The organism is Occallatibacter sp. (genome assembly GCF_049510455.1).
Lineage (GTDB): Bacteria > Acidobacteriota > Terriglobia > Terriglobales > Acidobacteriaceae > Telmatobacter.
In genome coordinates this window covers 13,638-30,284 of record NZ_JBEKYX010000050.1, presented here as the reverse complement: position 1 = coordinate 30,284, position 16,647 = coordinate 13,638, and the positions used below count along the sequence as shown (strand labels likewise).

The 16,647-nt window shown below is 59.8% G+C and carries 16 protein-coding genes; 11 read left to right on the top strand and 5 right to left on the bottom strand.

Features of this window, described 5'->3' with window-relative positions:
- Positions 1-549 precede the first annotated feature (549 nt).
- From ABSG47_RS10955 to ABSG47_RS10930, 6 genes are all read left to right on the top strand, one after another.
- Positions 550-1,365, top strand: coding sequence for an RNA polymerase sigma factor (locus ABSG47_RS10955; RefSeq protein WP_424169722.1), 816 nt, complete (start codon positions 550-552; stop codon positions 1,363-1,365).
- Positions 1,366-2,268, top strand: a complete 903-nt coding sequence (locus ABSG47_RS10950) for an anti-sigma factor family protein (RefSeq protein ID WP_424169721.1) — start codon at positions 1,366-1,368, stop codon at positions 2,266-2,268.
- Positions 2,256-3,164, top strand: a complete 909-nt coding sequence (locus ABSG47_RS10945; RefSeq protein ID WP_424169720.1) for a B-box zinc finger protein — start codon at positions 2,256-2,258, stop codon at positions 3,162-3,164. The genes ABSG47_RS10950 and ABSG47_RS10945 overlap by 13 nt, the downstream gene beginning before the upstream one ends.
- Entirely contained in the window at positions 3,161-3,484 is a 324-nt protein-coding gene (locus ABSG47_RS10940) for a LiaF transmembrane domain-containing protein (protein WP_424169719.1), read from the top strand. Before ABSG47_RS10945 ends, ABSG47_RS10940 begins: the two co-directional genes overlap by 4 nt.
- Entirely contained in the window at positions 3,481-5,073 is a 1,593-nt protein-coding gene (locus tag ABSG47_RS10935; protein WP_424169718.1) for a DUF4097 family beta strand repeat-containing protein, read from the top strand. The genes ABSG47_RS10940 and ABSG47_RS10935 overlap by 4 nt, the downstream gene beginning before the upstream one ends.
- Before the next feature lie 307 nt (positions 5,074-5,380).
- The gene (locus tag ABSG47_RS10930) at positions 5,381-6,034 is read left to right on the top strand and encodes a cytidylate kinase-like family protein (protein ID WP_424169717.1); all 654 of its coding nucleotides are present in this window, start codon (positions 5,381-5,383) and stop codon (positions 6,032-6,034) included.
- A gap of 12 nt (positions 6,035-6,046) precedes the next feature.
- On the opposite strand, the gene alr is transcribed toward ABSG47_RS10930, so the two are convergent.
- The gene (gene alr, locus ABSG47_RS10925) at positions 6,047-7,210 is read right to left on the bottom strand and encodes an alanine racemase (RefSeq protein WP_424169716.1); all 1,164 of its coding nucleotides are present in this window, start codon (positions 7,208-7,210) and stop codon (positions 6,047-6,049) included.
- 21 nt (positions 7,211-7,231) lie between these two features.
- Positions 7,232-7,870: a YkgJ family cysteine cluster protein gene (locus ABSG47_RS10920; protein ID WP_424169715.1), complete on the bottom strand. Its 639-nt coding sequence runs from the start codon at positions 7,868-7,870 to the stop codon at positions 7,232-7,234.
- An 89-nt stretch (positions 7,871-7,959) separates the two neighbouring features.
- Here ABSG47_RS10920 and ABSG47_RS10915 point away from each other — a divergent pair, with 89 nt between their 5' ends.
- Genes ABSG47_RS10915 through ABSG47_RS10905 form a run of 3 tightly spaced genes read left to right on the top strand, consistent with a single transcriptional unit; the run spans position 7,960 to position 9,604 of the window.
- Positions 7,960-8,376 (top strand): VOC family protein, encoded by a 417-nt coding sequence (locus ABSG47_RS10915; protein WP_424169714.1) that lies wholly within the window; start codon positions 7,960-7,962, stop codon positions 8,374-8,376.
- Positions 8,377-8,426: 50 nt separating this feature from the next.
- Positions 8,427-9,437 carry a beta-propeller fold lactonase family protein gene (locus tag ABSG47_RS10910; RefSeq protein WP_424169713.1) on the top strand — a complete coding sequence of 337 codons (1,011 nt, stop codon included), beginning with the start codon at positions 8,427-8,429 and terminating at the stop codon, positions 9,435-9,437.
- 5 nt (positions 9,438-9,442) lie between these two features.
- On the top strand, positions 9,443-9,604 hold the full coding sequence (locus tag ABSG47_RS10905) for a type II toxin-antitoxin system HicB family antitoxin (RefSeq protein WP_424169712.1): 162 nt from the start codon (positions 9,443-9,445) through the stop codon (positions 9,602-9,604).
- On the opposite strand, the gene ABSG47_RS10900 is transcribed toward ABSG47_RS10905, so the two are convergent.
- From ABSG47_RS10900 to ABSG47_RS10890, 3 genes are all read right to left on the bottom strand, one after another.
- Positions 9,605-10,861: a dihydrolipoamide acetyltransferase family protein gene (locus ABSG47_RS10900; protein ID WP_424169711.1), complete on the bottom strand. Its 1,257-nt coding sequence runs from the start codon at positions 10,859-10,861 to the stop codon at positions 9,605-9,607. It abuts the gene before it with no gap.
- A gap of 70 nt (positions 10,862-10,931) precedes the next feature.
- Positions 10,932-11,732, bottom strand: a complete 801-nt coding sequence (gene lipB / locus ABSG47_RS10895) for a lipoyl(octanoyl) transferase LipB (protein ID WP_424169710.1) — start codon at positions 11,730-11,732, stop codon at positions 10,932-10,934.
- A gap of 46 nt (positions 11,733-11,778) precedes the next feature.
- Positions 11,779-14,685 (bottom strand): hypothetical protein, encoded by a 2,907-nt coding sequence (locus tag ABSG47_RS10890; protein WP_424169709.1) that lies wholly within the window; start codon positions 14,683-14,685, stop codon positions 11,779-11,781.
- A 283-nt stretch (positions 14,686-14,968) separates the two neighbouring features.
- Between ABSG47_RS10890 and ruvA the strand changes: the two genes are divergently transcribed.
- Positions 14,969-15,559 carry a Holliday junction branch migration protein RuvA gene (ruvA, locus tag ABSG47_RS10885; protein ID WP_424169708.1) on the top strand — a complete coding sequence of 197 codons (591 nt, stop codon included), beginning with the start codon at positions 14,969-14,971 and terminating at the stop codon, positions 15,557-15,559.
- Positions 15,560-15,779: 220 nt separating this feature from the next.
- A complete protein-coding gene (locus ABSG47_RS10880) occupies positions 15,780-16,628 on the top strand; it encodes a hypothetical protein (RefSeq protein WP_424169707.1) in 849 nt (282 codons plus the stop codon).
- Positions 16,629-16,647: the final 19 nt, after the last annotated feature.

Sequence of the window (16,647 nt, the reverse complement as noted above, 5' to 3'; positions counted from 1 at the left end):
GGAATGATTCGATCTCCACAATGCCGATTTCTCCTTTCGCATAGTGACGAAAGCTTGACCACTCCCAATCTTCTGGTTTTAATGCCAAACCATGTTTGACCGGGTTGCGGTGCGTATAGCGCAGCTTCTCAGTGCGTTTCAGCTCATTCCTCCGGGCCTGAAGGCCCGCTGGCGCTAAGGGGCTTATTGCGGGGGATGAATCCCCCGCCTCCCTCCGAAATGACTTTTTCGACAAGCTGGTGGGGTGGGAGGCTGCGCTCGTACGACACAGTTTGCTTTTGTGGTGCCCCAGGTCTCCAAAATCGGGAGACCTGGGGCACCCAACTTTGGTGGTGTAACTTGCTTCCAAGACCTGGGCACCCGCCTCTGGTCAATTCCCGGGCCTAAAGGCCAGATTTTACAGGCCGAGTTTTCGGAGGCCTGAAGGCCCCCGCCTCCCTCCAGCCAAGAGAACATTGCAGTTTGAAATAGCAGGGGAACAAATCCGATAAACCCTGCGTATAGCCGATTATGCAGTGCGTTGGTACATTAAGCTGGAGCGATGCCGGGTTGGGATTCGGGAAAGCACCTGCGGTGCGGCCATCCGCGCCTCCGGCGCCGACGAGTCGCACTGGGATCGACGGGCGAAAGAAGCCAGCCGTGCAGGATCGCTCGGATGCCGGTGCTGGATTTCCCGGCGCGCGCTCGGAAGCCCGCCCGAAGCGCGGGGAGGTGAGAGGGCTGAATTCGGACTCGACGAAACCGGGCTCGACAAATCAGGCTCCACTGGAGATCGATTGGACGCTGGTCGTCCACCGTTGTCTTGACGGGGATTCGGGGGCGTGGGCCGACCTGGTTCGCGTGCATCACCGGCGTGTGTACGGACTCTGCTATCGCTTTACAGGCTCGCCGGTGGACGCCGAGGACCTGACGCAGGATGTGTTTTTGAAGATTTACTCGAACCTGGGCAGCTTTGATTGCAACCGCGGCAGCCTGCAGGTATGGATTACCACAATGACGCGCAATCTGCTGGTGGACAATTTCCGGCGGACAAAGAATTTGCGCGTAACCGGGTCGCTGGACGAGGGCTGGAATGAGTCCGGCGAAGACCAGGGACTGAAGCCGGTAGACCGGCTCATGAGCCGCGATGCCTCTCCGCATGAGATGGCGGCGCGGAAAGAGCTTGAGAAAATGGTTCAGGCGGCTCTGGCCAAAGTTTCAACGGAGCTGCGTGAAGCGGTGATTCTGCGCGACTTGCAGGACATGGATTATAAAGAGATCGCGCAGGTTTTAGGAATTCCCGAGGGCACAGTGAAGAGCCGGATCAGCAGGGGACGGGCGGAACTTGCGCGACTGCTGGAACGTAATCAAAGGGAGGTGATTTAAATGGCGAAGCAGACTCGCACTTCGGCACACATTCCCGCCTCCCCGGCCTGCGGGCAGTGGGAGACGCTGCTGACGGATGCTCTGGATGGCGTTCTGCGGCCCGAGGATGAGGCGTTTTTCGCCAGCCACAAGGACGGATGCCCTTCCTGCACGGCGCTTTATGAGGAAGCGCGGCGTGGCCGCGAGTGGCTGGATTTTCTATCGTTGGAGCCGGAGATTCCCGCCGGGCTGTTGGATAAGATTCTTGCCGCAACGGGACCGGACCAGGCGGCTGGCTTTGGATTGCTGCCGGGGCAGTTGCAGCCGGCGACGGCGGCTGGCGTGGCGATGCTGCAGCCATGGCAGCGGCCAGGATTTACGGGCCGCGGGTTCATCGGCACCATTCGGCGCTTTGCCGAGCCGCGGCTGATGATGACGGCGGCGATGGCATTCTTCTCGATTGCGCTGACGCTGAATCTGACCGGCGTAAAGCTGAAGGATCTGCGGGTTTCGAGCCTGCGTCCGCAGGCGGTGCGCTCGTACATGGAGCGGCAGGTTGCCTTTGTTTCTACGCCCATCGTGCGCTACTACGACCATCTGCGGCTGGTGTATGAGGTGCAGACGCGCATGAAGGAACTGCGGCGTTCCACGCAAGGCGGCAGCCAGCAAGAGACGGCTCCCAATGGAAACGGTTCCGGTGAGTCGCAGCAGAAGAAAGATGGCGGATCGAGACTGGATCGTGGCGGGGACCCTCAGCAGCCGTCGGTGACCCCGGCGGGCCGTGACCGGCAAGACGGGGACTGGCAAGACAGGGATGTATTGGAAACTTCGTTTCAACTCAACGGCATGCCCAGGAATTCCGAAGGCTCCGCAGTGATTGTTGTACGAACGGCAAGGGGAAGGAGCACGGAATGGATTGCGTAAACCATAGCGGAGTGGCCGCGGTAGCCTACTGCCAGAATTGCGGAAAGCCACTGTGTCAGCAGTGTGTACGACAGGGCGCGAACGGGCAGATTCTGTGCGAGCAGGACTTTGCGGCCTATCAGAACGTCGCCCAGCCGTTTGCGGTTCCTCCCGCGCCGTTGGCTCCGAACCCCGCGCTGGCAGCCGTGCTGGGACTGATTCCCGGCGTGGGCGCGATGTACAACGGCCAGTTCTTCAAGGGACTGATCCACGTGGTGATCTTCGCCGTGCTGGTCAGCATTTCAGATCACTATGGGATATTCGGAATCTTCATTGCGGGCTGGATTTTCTACCAGTCGTTTGAGGCATACCACACAGCGCGCGCGCGGCGCGATGGCCTGCCGCTGCCGGACCCGTTGGGACTGAATGAGGTGGGCAACTGGCTGAATCTGAGCTGGAACTCGCGTAATCCAGCCGATGAGTGGGCTCGGCAGCAGCAGCAAAGAACCGGTGCGCCCGGTGTGCCTCCAAATCCAGGCGCGGGACCAAATCCGGGAGCCGGATGGACTCCAGTTGCCGGTGCTGTACCGCCAAATCCAGAGACGCCGAATCCCCCGCCGGGTACGGAACACCAGGCGCCGTACCAGCAGGTTCCGTATGCGCCGCATCCAGGTTCATATCCAGGAGTTGGCGATCCGGCGATACCGCCGATTCCTCCCATACCTCCGCCGTACTGGCGTCGTCGCGAGCCCATCGGCGCGGTGATTCTGATCGGACTGGGATTGATTTTTCTGTTGAACCAGATGGGCTATGTGACGGCGCGGATCGTGCACTATAGCTGGCCGCTGGTGCTGATTGCACTCGGCGTGTGGCTGATTCTGCGGCGCGCAGGACATACGGGAGGAGGTCAGCAATGAACCGCTATCTGATGATTCGCCGGTTGTGGTGGCCTGTAATGCTGGTGCTGACTGGAGTGCTTGCGTTGCTGAACGAGTTGGACGTGGCAAGGTTCTCGCATACCTGGCCGCTCTACCTGATTTTCTGGGGAGCGCTGCTGCTTGCCGAGCGCGCGGCAATCCATGAAGCAGATATGCCGCCGTATGTGGACCCGATGGGCAGCCCGTATGCGGGACCGGTTGGCGGTGCAGCCCCGGTGCAGACGGTCACGACATCGATTGTGCCGGCGCATGGGGATGAGATTGCGCACAGAGATAAGAACGATGGAGGTGCGCTATGAGTACGATGCCTCCGGGCGGACAGCAGCCGCCATACGATCCAAAGACGCAATGGCGCGCCTATCGCGAACAGCAGAAGGCGGCATGGCGGGCGCAGCGCGATGCGTGGAAGGCGCAACGGTATGCGTACAGGTCCGGCTATGTGGGCGCGTATGGGCCCCGTGTGCCGTCGATTGTGGGACCTCTGATCCTGGTGGCGATTGGCGTGATCGCGCTGCTGATCATGTGGGGCCACATGGATGCGCAGCAGTTCTGGCAGTGGTACGGCAAATGGTGGCCCGTGCTGCTGATTGCGGCTGGGGTTGGGCTGCTCCTGGAATGGATGCTTGACCAGCGGCGCCAGGTTCCGGTGCGGCGCGGCGGCGGGTTTGTGGGCATCCTGGTTCTGCTGGCGTTTATCGGCGTAGGGTCGGGGATTGCAAACAGCCACTGGGACAACTGGCATGTGAACGGCGACGATCATGACGACTTCAACAGCTTCTTCGGCAGGCCGCAGCATGATCAGGATCAGCAGGTACTGAATACGACTGTGCCGGCGAATGCGACGATCCAGATTGAGAATCCGCGCGGGGATGTGAGCATTTCGGCGGGCGATGGACAAAGTGTGGAAGTGCAGGCGCACCAGATTGCCTACGCGAACTCCGACAGCGATGCGAAGAAGATCTTTGACGCCGAGAAGGCAGACGTGGTGGTGAGCGGCGGCACGGTGATTGTGAAATCGCCGGGACACAATGACGGCCAGGTGAACCTCACGGTCACGGTGCCTAAGAATGCCGCGGTAAACGTGGAAGCTTCGCACGGCGATGTGACAGCGGCCGGGCTGGGCGCGGGCGCAACGATTACGGCATCGCACGGGGATGTTCACTTGAGCAGCATTGCAGGCTCGGTGCAGGTGCATTTCTCATCGGACAAGGGAGATTTTTCAGCGCACCAGGTAACGGGCGACATTACGGCGGACGGCAAGTGCAACGACCTGACGCTCTCCGAGATCAAGGGCAAGGTGACGATCAATGGGGATGTCTTCGGCGAGACGCACTTTGAGAACCTGACAGGCGGCGTGCATCTGCATACGTCGAAAACGGATCTGCAGTTTGGCGATCTGCCCGGCGACCTGACACTGAACGATGAGGACCTGCACATCACGGAGGCTCATGGCGGCGTGCGAGTGACGACGCATTCCAAGAACATCGACCTGGCGCAGGTGAGCGGCGATACCTACGTGGACGACCGCGACGGCAACATCTCGATTGAACCTGCTGGAGTGTATGCAGTGGATGCGCGAAACTCGCACGGACACGGAGATATTGAGCTGACACTGCCCCAGAATGCTTCAGCCACAGTGGACGGACGGACGCGAAACGGGGATATTGTTTCGGATTTCCCGCTGACCGTCTCCGGCGATGAGAGCAAGACCGTGATGGGAAAGATTGGCGGCGGGCTGGTAAAGATTACGCTGAACACGGATGTGGGCGATGTGCGGATCAAGCGCGGCGATCAGATGGAGAGTTCACCGCCTGCTCCTCCGAAGATGCCGGCTACGCCGAAGACACCCAAGACCCCAAAAGTTCCGGCGGAATCTGAAGAGCAGTAGAAGCGGCGCGACAAAACCACTTCCCGAAACAGGCAAAATTCGAATACGGCTCCGGAATGAAACTTCCGGGGCCGTATTTCTTTTGGCACATGGTTTGCTGCCCATGATTCCCTGCAATTCTGCCGATGGCGGATTTTACGGCGGAAAAACTGGAACCAGGCAGCGAGGTTAAGGAAGAAGGCCGGGGAGGCAGTTGATCCTCGGCCTTCGGCATTTGGGCCTTCGGCATTTTTGATGGAATCGCAAATCCCGGTATGAAAATTTATGCGTTTGGGTGTATGCTCCGCTTCCAAGGGTGGAGGCGCGTATGGGACGGCAGCCAATCAGAGTGATCACCTTGGAGCGAGAGTATGGTTCGCAGGGCGGAGAGTTTGCGCATGAGCTTGCCGGCAGGCTGGGATGGCGGCTGCTGGACGATGAGCTTTTAAGCCGGGCGGCGCGGGCAGCGGGTGTGCCGGAGAAGGCAGCGGCGGAGTTCGACGACCGGCTGGACCCCTGGTACTACCGTTATGGAAAGCTCTTCTGGCAGGACTCGTTTTACTCAGGCACGGAGCCGTGCGACGACAAGATTTTTGACTGTGCGCGGATGTATGCGTTGATCCGCAAAGAGATGGAAGCTGCGGCGCAGGAGGGAAATTGCGTGCTGGTAGGGCGCGGCGCGGCGTGCGCACTGGCCAGTGTGCCGGGCTGCTTCCATATTTTTGTATATGCCACGCAGGCGGCCAAGCGCGCTTGGTTTGAGAAGCAGTTTCCCGGTGAAGCGCAGCAGGCGGACCAGAGACTTGCGGCTCATGACAAGCGGCGCGCGGCGGTGATCAAGCAGTTCTACGGGCAGGAGTGGAATGCGAGAGGGCTGTATCACCTGCTGCTGAACTCGTGCATTGGCACGGAGGCGATGATTGCGGCAACAGCCGGCGGAGCGGCGTTGCAAGTGGGCGTTGCGGAGGCCTTGGCGCGTTAGACCGCAAGCAAATCAAATGCGGATGCGCGCGACGCACGGACCAATACGAGTAAAGACCTCCCAGGGGATGGTCTCCGAGGCATCGGCGAGGTCGTAGGCGGAGATGGTTTCGTCGCCTTGTGTGCCAAGGATGACGACTTCGTCTCCAGTTTCGACGCCGGAAATTTCAGTCACATCGAGGACAGCCATATCCATGCTGATGCGGCCAACCAGCGGGGCGCGCTCGCCGCGGACGAGCAGGCTGAAGCGATTGCCGAGCCTGCGATCGAGGCCATCGGCGTAACCGGCGGGGATGAGCGCCAGGCGCATGGATTCAGTAGCGGTGAAGGTGCCGTTGTAGCCGATTTCAGATCCGGCCGGGATGATGCGAAGACTGGCGATGCGGGTCTTCCATGTCAAAACAGGCTTGAGGAATTCCGATCGGTCGTCAGGGATGCGGCGCGGAACGACGCCGTAGAGCGCAAGGCCGATGCGGAGCATCGGCTTGAGGCTGAGGCGCTGCGCCATTTCGGCGATGTCTGCTGCGTCTGAGCCGAGGAGCGCTGCGGATGCGCCCGCACTGAGGTATTGAAGATGCGCGGCGGCAGATGTGGATTGGATGACGCGTAGCGCTTCGTCCAGCCTGACATACTGCTGCGCGGATCGTGCGCCGTTGCCTTCGTCGCTGGCATACAGGTGCGTCATGACGGCCTCGATGCGGAGCGGCGATACGGCGGTGAAGCGTGCGAGGATACGAGGAAGTTCGTCGAGACTTGTACCCTGGCGGCTCATGCCGGTATCGATTTCGAGATGTACGGGCAGAGATGCGGGCCCGACAGAAGCGGCGTGGGCCGCCAACTCAAGCTCGTCGAGATGCTCAAGGGTCCAGACGGAAGGCGTAATGCCATGCGCGATAACGGCTGCGCCCCAGCCGGGCATTACACCGCCGAGGGCGAGCAAACGAGCCTGCGGGGCGAAGGCGCGTGCGGAGACGGCTTCTTCCACGCTGGCGACGGCAAGCCAGTGTGCACCGGCGCGCAGAAGGGCTGGCGCGCAGATCGCGAGCGAGTGTCCGTAGGCATTGGCCTTGACGACGGCAACGCACTCGGCATTGCCGGGAGCGAGTTGGCGAAGCGTGCGGTAGTTGTCTTCGAGAGCACGGGTGTCGATTTCGGCCCAGCACGCAAGTGTAGTCATGAGAGAGTCCAAAACTTGAGTTTAGCGTGATGCGATGAGGGCAAACGCGACAACGGTTTCAACGGCCATCTCTGCGTTGGAGTCAAGCTCGGCGAGAATTTCGGATTCGAGGGCGTGCGGAGGGTGAATCTCACAGGAGGCGATGGTCTGCTCGGGTGCGCCGATGAAGCATAGCTCGCAGCAGGCCAGTGCGGTGTTGGCTGGCTCTTCGGCTTCGGTGTCTTCGGGTTCCACGCGGACTGGCGGACCGAAGACACGGCAGGTCATGGGCCGGAAATCGTAGATGTCGCAGAGGCCTGTGGTGGGATCGAGCGCCGGGCAGGGCGCGTCATTGGCGAAATCTCCGAAAGCTTCCCGTTCGGCATCTGACCCGCCGAGCGTGCCGGTAACGCGATTACCCGGAAAGTTCGGACCGTATTCACCGAGCCACGATTGAGCGCGTTCTTCAATGCGGGCTGCGAGTGCGGAATTGGTTTGGCGCAGGAATTCCATGCCGGCGCGAAGGCGAGCGGCGTCGAGGGAGTTGATGGCGAAGGCTCCGTGACAGCATTGCGTGCAGCCGGGGCGGCAGGCGAGCCATGAGCCGGAGATGCGGGTGACGCGGGCAAGCTCGGCGTCCATGATCTGGATGAGTTCGCAGTCGCGCGCGGGGAGGAGCATGCAATCAGGATAGCGCGCAGCTTTTTCACGAGAGTTTCAGTTGCGAGCGAGCGATTTGGAGGGTAGTCTTGCGGCGGAGGTTTGAGGCGATGAGTGCGAGCACCATAATTCCCGCGCTGCGGTATGCGGACGCGCCGGCGGCGATTGAGTGGCTGTGCAACGTTCTGGGCTGTACGAAGCATGCTGTGTATGCAAATGCGGATGGAACGATTGCCCATGCGGAGCTGGCGCTGGGCGGCGGCATGATCATGCTGGGCTCGGCGAAGGACGATGTGCACGGTAAGCGGTTTAAATCGCCGGATGAAGTAGGCGGCGTGGAGACACGAAGCGCGTACGTGGTGGTGGCGGATGCGGACGCCGTGTATGCGAAAGCGCATGCTGCGGGCGCGGTCATTGTGAGGGAGATCCAGAATACGGACTACGGAAGCAGGGAGTTTGCCATCAGCGATCCGGAGGGGCATAGCTGGAGTGTGGGCACGTACGATCCGTGGAAGGCGCAGGGATAGCGCGGTTCGATAAGATGGTGGACATCTTTCGGTAGAGGGGATTTGTGCGCATGATGGGTCGTGACGTGTTGCGGGGCGTGGTTGGGTTGGTGCTGGTTTTGTCGGCGGGTGCAGCTTGTGCGCAGGCGAATCAAGCCCCGCATCTGCTGGTGGTGCAGAAGGGCGATGCAAGCCTGGGGATTGTGGACCTGATGGCGGGCAAGGTTGTGGCTGCGGTGCCGGAGGGTGGCATTACCGGGCATGAGGTGATCGCTTCGAAAGATGGGAAGCTGGCGTATGTGCCCATCTATGGGAACTCCGGCGTGGGCAAGCCGGGAACCGATGGGCATGAGCTGGTGGTGATTGATCTGGCGTCGCAGCGTGTGGTGGGGCATGTGGATTTTGGCCACCCAGTGAGGCCGCACATGCCGCTCATCGGGCCCAGGGATGGGCTGCTGTATGTGACGACGGAGCTGGAGAAGTCAGTCACTCTGATTGACCCGAAGACGCTGAAGATCGTGGGTTCGATCCCCACGAGCCAGGAGCAGAGCCACATGCTTGCACTCTCGCATGACGGGCGTCGCGGCTATACGGCGAATGTGGGACCGGGAACCGTGTCCGTACTGGATATAAAGGCGAGAAAGACGCTGCTGGTGATCCCGATTTCGGGGAATACGCAGCGGATTTCGATTACACCAAATGACAAGTGGGTATTTACAGCCGATCAGACGAAGCCTCAGCTCGCGGCGATTGATACGGCGACAAACAAGGTGGAGAAGTGGGTTCCGCTTGAGGGCGTGGCCTACGGAACTACGCCAACGCTCGATGGACGATGGCTGATGGTGACAATGCCGGGCAAGAGCAAGGTTGCCGTGGTGGACCTGAAGACGATGCAGGTGGTGCGCAGCGTGGATACTCCCGCCGATCCGCAGGAGATTCTGATGCGGCCGGATGGCAAGGTGGCGTATGTCTCGTGCGTTGGTTCGCACAAGATTGCCGAAGTGGATCTGGGCACGTGGACGGTGACGCGGACGATTGAAGACGGCGCGAATTCGGACGGTCTGGCCTGGGCGGGAAAGTAACCTCGATGACTACCTATCGGGTTGTTCTGCGGAAATCTGAAGAGGGTTACAGCGTTTCCTGCCCTCAATTGCCTGGATGTTTTTCGCAAGGCGCAACAAAAGACGAGGCTCTTGCGAATATCCGCATGACGATTCGCGAATATGAGAAATGTCGCAGACTTCTCTGATTACTCGACGGGCCGATTCCAGTTTTCGAGCGCATCCTTGAAGGCAGTCATGAATTTGCCGGCATCCGCGCCATCAATGATGCGGTGATCGAAGCCAAGGCAATGGGTCTGCATCGAGCGAATCGCAATCGTATCGTTGCCTTCAGCATCGGTGAGGACAACTGGCTCTTTTTTCAAGCCACCGATAGCTAGGATGGCTGACTCAGGCTGATTGAGGATGGGCGTGCCGTACTCGCCGCCAAAGACGCCTGAGTTAGTGAGCGTAAACGTAGAGCCTGAAGCTTCTTCCGGCTTGAGCTTCTTGGTGCGGGCGCGCTCAGCCAGATCAGCGATAGTGCGGGCAAGCGCGGGAAAACTGAGAGTCTCCGCCTGCCGGACCACAGGAACAATAAGGCCCCATTCCAGCGCGACGGCGATGCCGAGATGGATGTTTCCGTGATAGCGGATTCCAGTCCCTTCGAGCGATGCATTGGCGATGGGGAACTGGCGCAAGGCATCGATGGCTGCCGCGGCGATGAAGGGCATGAAGGTGAGCTTCACGCCGTGGCGCTGCTCAAAGGCGGCGCGGGTGCGCTCGCGGAGGCGCACAACGCGCGTCATGTCGATCTTGTAGATCGAGTAGGCGTGCGGGCTGGTGCGGCGGCTCTCCAGCATGCGTTCCGCAATGATCGAGCGCATGCGGGACATGGGGACGAGTTCATCCTTCAGAGGTGCGACTGCGGATGGCGTCTTGGCTGCGGATGCGCTTGTTTTCGGACCTTCGGCAATGTAGCGGAGAATGTCGTCCTTGTTGATGCGGCCAGCGGAGCCGGTGCCGCGAATGTGGCCCAGATCAATGTTGTGCTCACGGGCGATGCGGCGGACGAGCGGTGAAGAACGCAGAGGTTCGTCGCTGACAATCGGCGCAGGCTGGTGCTGCGGCACGGGAACCGCTGCCGATGCGAGAGCCACAGCTTGCATTGGTGCGGCAGGCGCAAGTTCTACGGCTGCTGCGGGTGAGGCAGATGCAGCCGCTTCATCCGAGCCGCCAATAACAGCGACGACGGTGTTGATGGTGACGGTTTCGCCTTCGGGAGATTTGATCTCGCTCAGGATGCCGGATGCTGGAGCGGGAATCTCAGCGTCTACCTTGTCCGTGGAGATTTCAAAGAGCGGTTCATCTTTTTCGACGGCATCACCGGGCTTTTTCAGCCATTTGGTAATGGTGCCCTCAAAGATCGATTCGCCCATCTGGGGCATGACAACGTCGGTCGGCATGAATGACTCTCCGCTTGAAAAAGAGGCCGCAAAGTGGACGGTCCCAAGGCGAGATTATAAATTGCCTGCCTCATGCCCGGACGGGATGGTCAGGCAGGCCGACAAGCTGCTCGATCTGGCGAGGGATCTGCAAAGGCGTATCTTCAGCGGCGCGAGCGCGAAGGGCGTGAAGGCTTTCGACGGCCAGGATGGGCTGCGCGAAGACCATGCCGAACTGACGCGCAGCTTCGTGCGCGGCGGCTTCGAACGCGGGCAGGCGAGCGGAGTCAGATACTTCGAGGTTGAGGCTGGTGACGGGCTTGTCGGTAATGCCGCAGGGGTTGATGAGCTGAAAATCGCTGAGGTTGGTGGTGAGGTTGAAGGCGAAGCCATGCGAGGTGATGCCGCGCGAGACATGGATGCCGATAGCGGCGATCTTACGATCAAGGCCGGATTCGCTTACTGAGGGTCCACACCACACACCAGTGAGGCCAGGAATGCGTCCCGCGCGGACGCCGTAGGTGCCGCAGAAGCGAATGAGAGCTTCTTCCATGAGGCGGACGAAATCGACAGGGCCTAGTCGGTTGCCGGAAGCGGCTTTCATGCTGCGGAGATCGAAGATGGGATAGCCGATAATCTGGCCGGGGCCGTGGTAGGTGACGTCGCCGCCGCGGTTGATGTGATGGAGGGTAACGCCGCGGCTGGCGAGCATCGCATCGGAGGCGAGAACGTTGGAGCGATCGGCGTTGCGGCCGAGGGTCAGAACGGGCGGATGTTCGAGAAGCAGAAGTGTGTTGCCGATGCGTCCGGCGCGGCGCAGTTCGACGAGCTCGCCTTGCAGCGTGAGTGCTTCGTCGTAGGGAACACGGCCGAGATAAATATATTCGATCATCCACTTCTATTTTAGTGGAGGCGAAGAAAGCCTGGCACACCGCATGCTACGGGTGCGTTCTTCTGCAGGTATTGTGTTCCACCGGAAGCGGTGCGGCGCTCTCATTGCAGGCTGCGCCGGGCAGGAAACAGCTCTTGATCTGCTGGTACCTGGCGCAGTTCGCGTCGTTGGTTGCTGTGTTTGTGACTTCAAACTGCTGGGCCGGAGTGAGCGACCAGTTCAGCGGATCGGTAAGAGGTTTATCCGTAGCGGTGCTGTTGGGGGCGGTGGAGCGATCGTCAATGACGAAATGCTTGAGATCCAGCCGGCCCTTGTATGTGCCCATGAGCATGAGAAGCACGTTGCGGTTGCGATCGGTAATGCTGTCATGGCCCGCACCCCAGAAGCCCTGAAGTGGCGCGACAAGCTGATCGAAGAGATTCCAGGGAGTGTTGCCGCCTGCAATGTCCTGCCACGCGATGCAGCAGGTCTGGCCGGTGGGGGTTACGTCGGGACTGTTGCGGATTTCGACAAGAATGATGCGAAGCGGGTGGTCCGGCAGGTGATCTTTATCGCCTGCTCGCTGCTTGATCAACTCACAGGGATTTGGAATGGATGAGGAGGCCTGCACTCTCCTTCCATCTCCCCAGCAGTCCAGCGCGGCGCGGAGGAATTCCATGGCGGAGGCGGTGCCGTCATTGTCATAGTAGCCTCCGTCGACGAAGTGAACACCGAGCTTGTGATTCATGGATGGAAAGGTTGTGGCCGAGGAGACATACGGGAAGGTGGCGGAGAGCTGCGCGGCTGTGGCAAGGGGAAGATCGGCGTATTTGTTGGCAGTGTTCTGGTTGACGGGAGGGTCGGGCAGTTTCGACCTGCCGTAGACCTGCAGGAACGATTCCGCGGGCTCGGGATTGAAGAGATCAGGGGAAAGAGAAGCCGGGATGACCCTGTAATTGGCCGATAGAAAGCGGTATCCGCCTTCAACCGTGGTGGTGTTCATGGTGAATGCGGGAATGGAGTCGTCGAGCGGGTTGAGGTTGCCGGCCATCAGCTCCGCCTCATTCTTTTCATTCTGATTATGCGCATCGAGGACGTGGTTGCGCAGGACCATCCCGAACTTGCTGCTCAGGTTGGTGTTCTGCTCAAAGACGGTCTGACAGTAGGCATCGTTGAGGTTGCGCGCAAAGGCGCGGCGCAAGGCCCAGGTGCGGTCCTTGATGTGGAGAAAGCTGAGGGGCTGTTGTTTGAGGTCGTCGACGCCCGTGGATGGCGGCAAAAAATATGGAATTACGGGCACTACGGATTTGGGGATGTCGTAATAGACGAGGCCCCAGCCGACGGCTTCGAGGCTGGAGCACTCGGCTTCAATGGGCATGCGGTCCCACTGCGGATTGCCTGCGTTGAGCTTTGGGTCCAACTCGCGCAGATAGGTGTAAAGGCCTGCGCTGCCGCCGGAAACGGTGCTGAGCAACAGGATGTGATCGTGGAAGGACTTGAGCTCGGGCATCTGGTTGTCGTGGAAAAGATGCTCAAGCTGCTCAAGGACGGCTGCCGTCCAGGCCGCGGCGTGGATGCCGCCGCCGGTGGAGGTGACGATGACCAGCGGCTGATCGGCGGGGAGCGCCTGTAGCTTGGCGGCGAGAATTTCAGCAGGCGTCGGGAGCGTGGCCGCACTTTGGCGTGTCGCGATGGAGAGATAGTGCTCGTCCATCCCAAAGTCCAGATGCAGCATGCGCGGAACGACGATGGTCATAATGACGAGAGTCAGCACGGGTACGCGGAAGCGATCGAGAAAGAAGGCGATACCGCCGAGCAGCCAGCCAGCCGACATGATGAGGATGAGCACGAGTGCAAGGATAGGAAAACGTTCGGCGTCTTCGATGAAATAAAGCACCGGAATGGACAGCGAGAAACAGAGCATGAAAATACCGAGCACCCATTTCCAGCAGCGCAGGTGACGGGCTTCGCGAGCAGGGAGTTGTGCTCCGCCCGGCACGGTCTTATGGGCCACGCGGACGAACATCAGGCCTCCAAGCACGTAGAAGATGCTGGAGACAAGCGGCCAGAAACTTACGGGCATGGGGGCTGTGATCGGGCAGAGTGCAATATAAAGTCCGAAAAATCCTCCGGAGGATACCAGCGCAAAATAGTGTGCTTCATAGAGCAGGCCTCTTCTGTTCTGTTTGTAGCCGGAGATGGGAAAGAAGCGAGCAAAGAACCCTGTGACCCGCTCTAATATGTCGGGCGATTTGGCGTATTCGAGCACATCGCCTAACCGGCCTCGCTTGCCGCTGTCGCTCAAGAAAAACATCCAGCGTGGAAGCACGAGCGTTTTTGCCGTGGCGGATTGGGGTTCGTCATCGCTGGATTGGTTGATTGGCTGGTAGGTCAGATAGTAGAAGCCGCAGATGGCGTACCAGAAAAATAGGGCAAGAAGGGTGCCGGAGGCGAGGCCTAGCGCAATCTGGTCTGGGGCCACGCCTTCCTTGCCGCCGTTGGTGAAGAAGTACACGAACATGGCCGCGGTGGGGAGCTGTGAGCCGATGGGCGCGAGGCTCTCAACAACCCATCGATGGCGGGGGAACCATTGATGCTCCTTTTTTCTTTCGGCGGCGAAGAAGCGGACTAGCCAGAGGGGCGGCTCGTGACTGAAGCGCTCTTCTCCGTGGAACAGAACAATGCGCGCGAGGGTCAGGGATTCAAATCCGGCGGCAATGAGGAAAAAAGAGGCGCAGAGATACTGAACGCAACGCACCGGCGTAACGATGCCGCTCAGCAGCGCGCGCGCGCCGGTTTCATTCAGCGCGCAGAGCAGAAATGGAAGCAGCCACAGAAGAATGCTGAAGCGAAGGAAGTAAAGGTAGCGTATGAGAGAGCCGAAGGAACGCGCAGCCTTACCGGAAAAGAACGAGAACATGCTGGAGAAGAACGATAAGATCCACTTCCGCAACGATATGATCCACTTCGGCATAGAAACCCCCGATGGAAATTGGCAGAACATGATCCAATTGCCCGGCTCGGAGAAAACCATCCAGGAAAGAATTCGCAAGCCGCGCAGGGCGCAGGCTGAGGACGTAGGATGCTCAGAACAGTTACCGGGAAAATGTGAGAGAAACAGTGCAAGGATCATAGCGCAACTTCAGCAGGTGTCAAGAGCGGAATGGCCTTCGAGACGGTGCTTTTCGTGCAGATGCTCTGCCGTATGATTGGCTGTTCGTTGCGCGGATGAGGCGTGGAAGAGGAGAATCGAGGGAATGATTGCACATTTGCGGGGAAGATTGATCGACAAACAGCCTGGGCAGGCAATTGTGGAGGCGGCCGGCGTGGGCTATGACGTGGCCATCTCCGTGCCGACCTTTACGATGCTTCCGGGAGTGGGCGCGGAGGCCTCACTGCACATTCATACGCAGGTGACGGATGACGCGATTTCGCTCTTTGGATTTCACGACCGCGAGGAGAAGCGGCTGTTTGAGCGGCTGATCACGGTGAGCGGCGTGGGGCCCAGGCTCGCCATCAAGATGCTTTCCGGGTTGCAGCCGGAGCGCGCAGTGCGGGCGATCCGGGCGCAGGATCATGCGCAGTTGACGCGGATTCCGGGCGTGGGCAAGAAACTGGCTGAGCGTCTGGTTGTCGAGTTGAAGGACAAACTCGACGACTTTGCCGTGGCTCCTGTGGTCGCTGGCGTGAAGGGCGCGGCGGTGGATGATGTGCTGAGCGCGCTGGTGAACCTTGGCTATCAGCGGCCTGCGGCGGAAAAGGCGATTGAGCAGGCGGTGAGCAAGGATGAGGCGCTGGCGGGGGATTTCGATGGGTTGTTCCGCGGGGCGTTGAAGGTGATTCGATAGTCAGATAACCTATATAAGTCAGTTCCAAGGGGAACATCGAAGTATTCGAGCCCGGAATTCTGCGCGACGGTTTATCGCCTAATGCTGCTGTAGCCTGCCTGCTTAATTTCTTCGCTCTCGTAATCATTCAGGGACTGCTCCGTTCCGACCTTTGAGAACGGCATGGTTCCGCTTGCTTTTAAGGATGGCGAATTTGCGTCGCAGTATAGTTTTTCTTTGTATGTGTGTTGGCGTTGGGAGCCAGGCTCAGTCGGCGCCGCTTCCGGACGCTCCCGTTCCTCAAGTATCTTTTGCCGTCTCGGCACCCAGCGATGGAGCCGCGGATTTCGCGTGGTCAGGCAGCCTCCCAGATGTGCTGTGGCCGCAGGAGGCCGAACAGCAAAAAGCCCAACAGAAAACAGGCGGCGGAGATGATTCGGCGCCTCTGGAACTCCATCAGCCAAAGCGCATTCTGGGTTTCATGCCCAACTTCCGCTCCGTCTCCGGAGGCGTCGCGCCTCATCCGCTGGGATGGAAGTACAGCTTCGGTGTGGCCACCCATCAGGCATTCGATTATTCATCGTTTATCTTTCTTGGTATAACGTCCATTACCGCCGAAGCTACCGATTCTCACCCTGCTCTGGGCAAGGGCGTGGGGGGCTTTTATGCGTACACGTGGCGGGGCTTTGTGGACAAGACAGACGGAACATATCTTTCCGCGTGGCTGCTGCCCAGCCTTCTGCATGAGGATACCCGCTATTACGCGCTCGGGGCGGGGCACAGTATCCCGATGCGTGCGTTGTACGTAATCAGCCGGGAGGCAGTGGCGCGAACCTATGGCGGCAACCAGACACCGAATATTGCTGGGCTGGGAGGCAAGGTTCTGACGCAGGTGATCTCCCGGTACTACTATCCTTCGAGCGCGACGACCTTCACGGTGCTGGCGAGCAAATTCGGCTATTCCGTGATGCGCGACGTGGCGTTTGCATCGATTCGCGAGTTCTATCCGGATGTTGCCGCCCACTACATCCGCCGCCATCGGGCCAAAATGGCGCGACAGGCTGCACAGAAGGATTCGGCTACACCCTAGGATGGAACGCGGGGGAGGA

Bases quoted from the DNA above. Each gene is read 5' to 3' on its own strand.
- ABSG47_RS10950 (WP_424169721.1), top strand. From the start codon at position 1,366: ATGGCGAAGCAGACTCGCACTTCGGCACACATTCCCGCCTCCCCGGCC.
- ABSG47_RS10945 (WP_424169720.1), top strand. From the start codon at position 2,256: ATGGATTGCGTAAACCATAGCGGAGTGGCCGCGGTAGCCTACTGCCAG.
- ABSG47_RS10940 (WP_424169719.1), top strand. From the start codon at position 3,161: ATGAACCGCTATCTGATGATTCGCCGGTTGTGGTGGCCTGTAATGCTG.
- ABSG47_RS10935 (WP_424169718.1), top strand. From the start codon at position 3,481: ATGAGTACGATGCCTCCGGGCGGACAGCAGCCGCCATACGATCCAAAG.
- ABSG47_RS10930 (WP_424169717.1), top strand. From the start codon at position 5,381: ATGGGACGGCAGCCAATCAGAGTGATCACCTTGGAGCGAGAGTATGGT.
- alr (WP_424169716.1), bottom strand. From the start codon at position 7,210: ATGACTACACTTGCGTGCTGGGCCGAAATCGACACCCGTGCTCTCGAA.
- ABSG47_RS10920 (WP_424169715.1), bottom strand. From the start codon at position 7,870: ATGCTCCTCCCCGCGCGCGACTGCGAACTCATCCAGATCATGGACGCC.
- ABSG47_RS10915 (WP_424169714.1), top strand. From the start codon at position 7,960: ATGAGTGCGAGCACCATAATTCCCGCGCTGCGGTATGCGGACGCGCCG.
- ABSG47_RS10910 (WP_424169713.1), top strand. From the start codon at position 8,427: ATGATGGGTCGTGACGTGTTGCGGGGCGTGGTTGGGTTGGTGCTGGTT.
- ABSG47_RS10905 (WP_424169712.1), top strand. From the start codon at position 9,443: ATGACTACCTATCGGGTTGTTCTGCGGAAATCTGAAGAGGGTTACAGC.
- ABSG47_RS10900 (WP_424169711.1), bottom strand. From the start codon at position 10,861: ATGCCGACCGACGTTGTCATGCCCCAGATGGGCGAATCGATCTTTGAG.
- lipB (WP_424169710.1), bottom strand. From the start codon at position 11,732: ATGATCGAATATATTTATCTCGGCCGTGTTCCCTACGACGAAGCACTC.
- ABSG47_RS10890 (WP_424169709.1), bottom strand. From the start codon at position 14,685: ATGCCGAAGTGGATCATATCGTTGCGGAAGTGGATCTTATCGTTCTTC.
- ruvA (WP_424169708.1), top strand. From the start codon at position 14,969: ATGATTGCACATTTGCGGGGAAGATTGATCGACAAACAGCCTGGGCAG.
- ABSG47_RS10880 (WP_424169707.1), top strand. From the start codon at position 15,780: ATGTGTGTTGGCGTTGGGAGCCAGGCTCAGTCGGCGCCGCTTCCGGAC.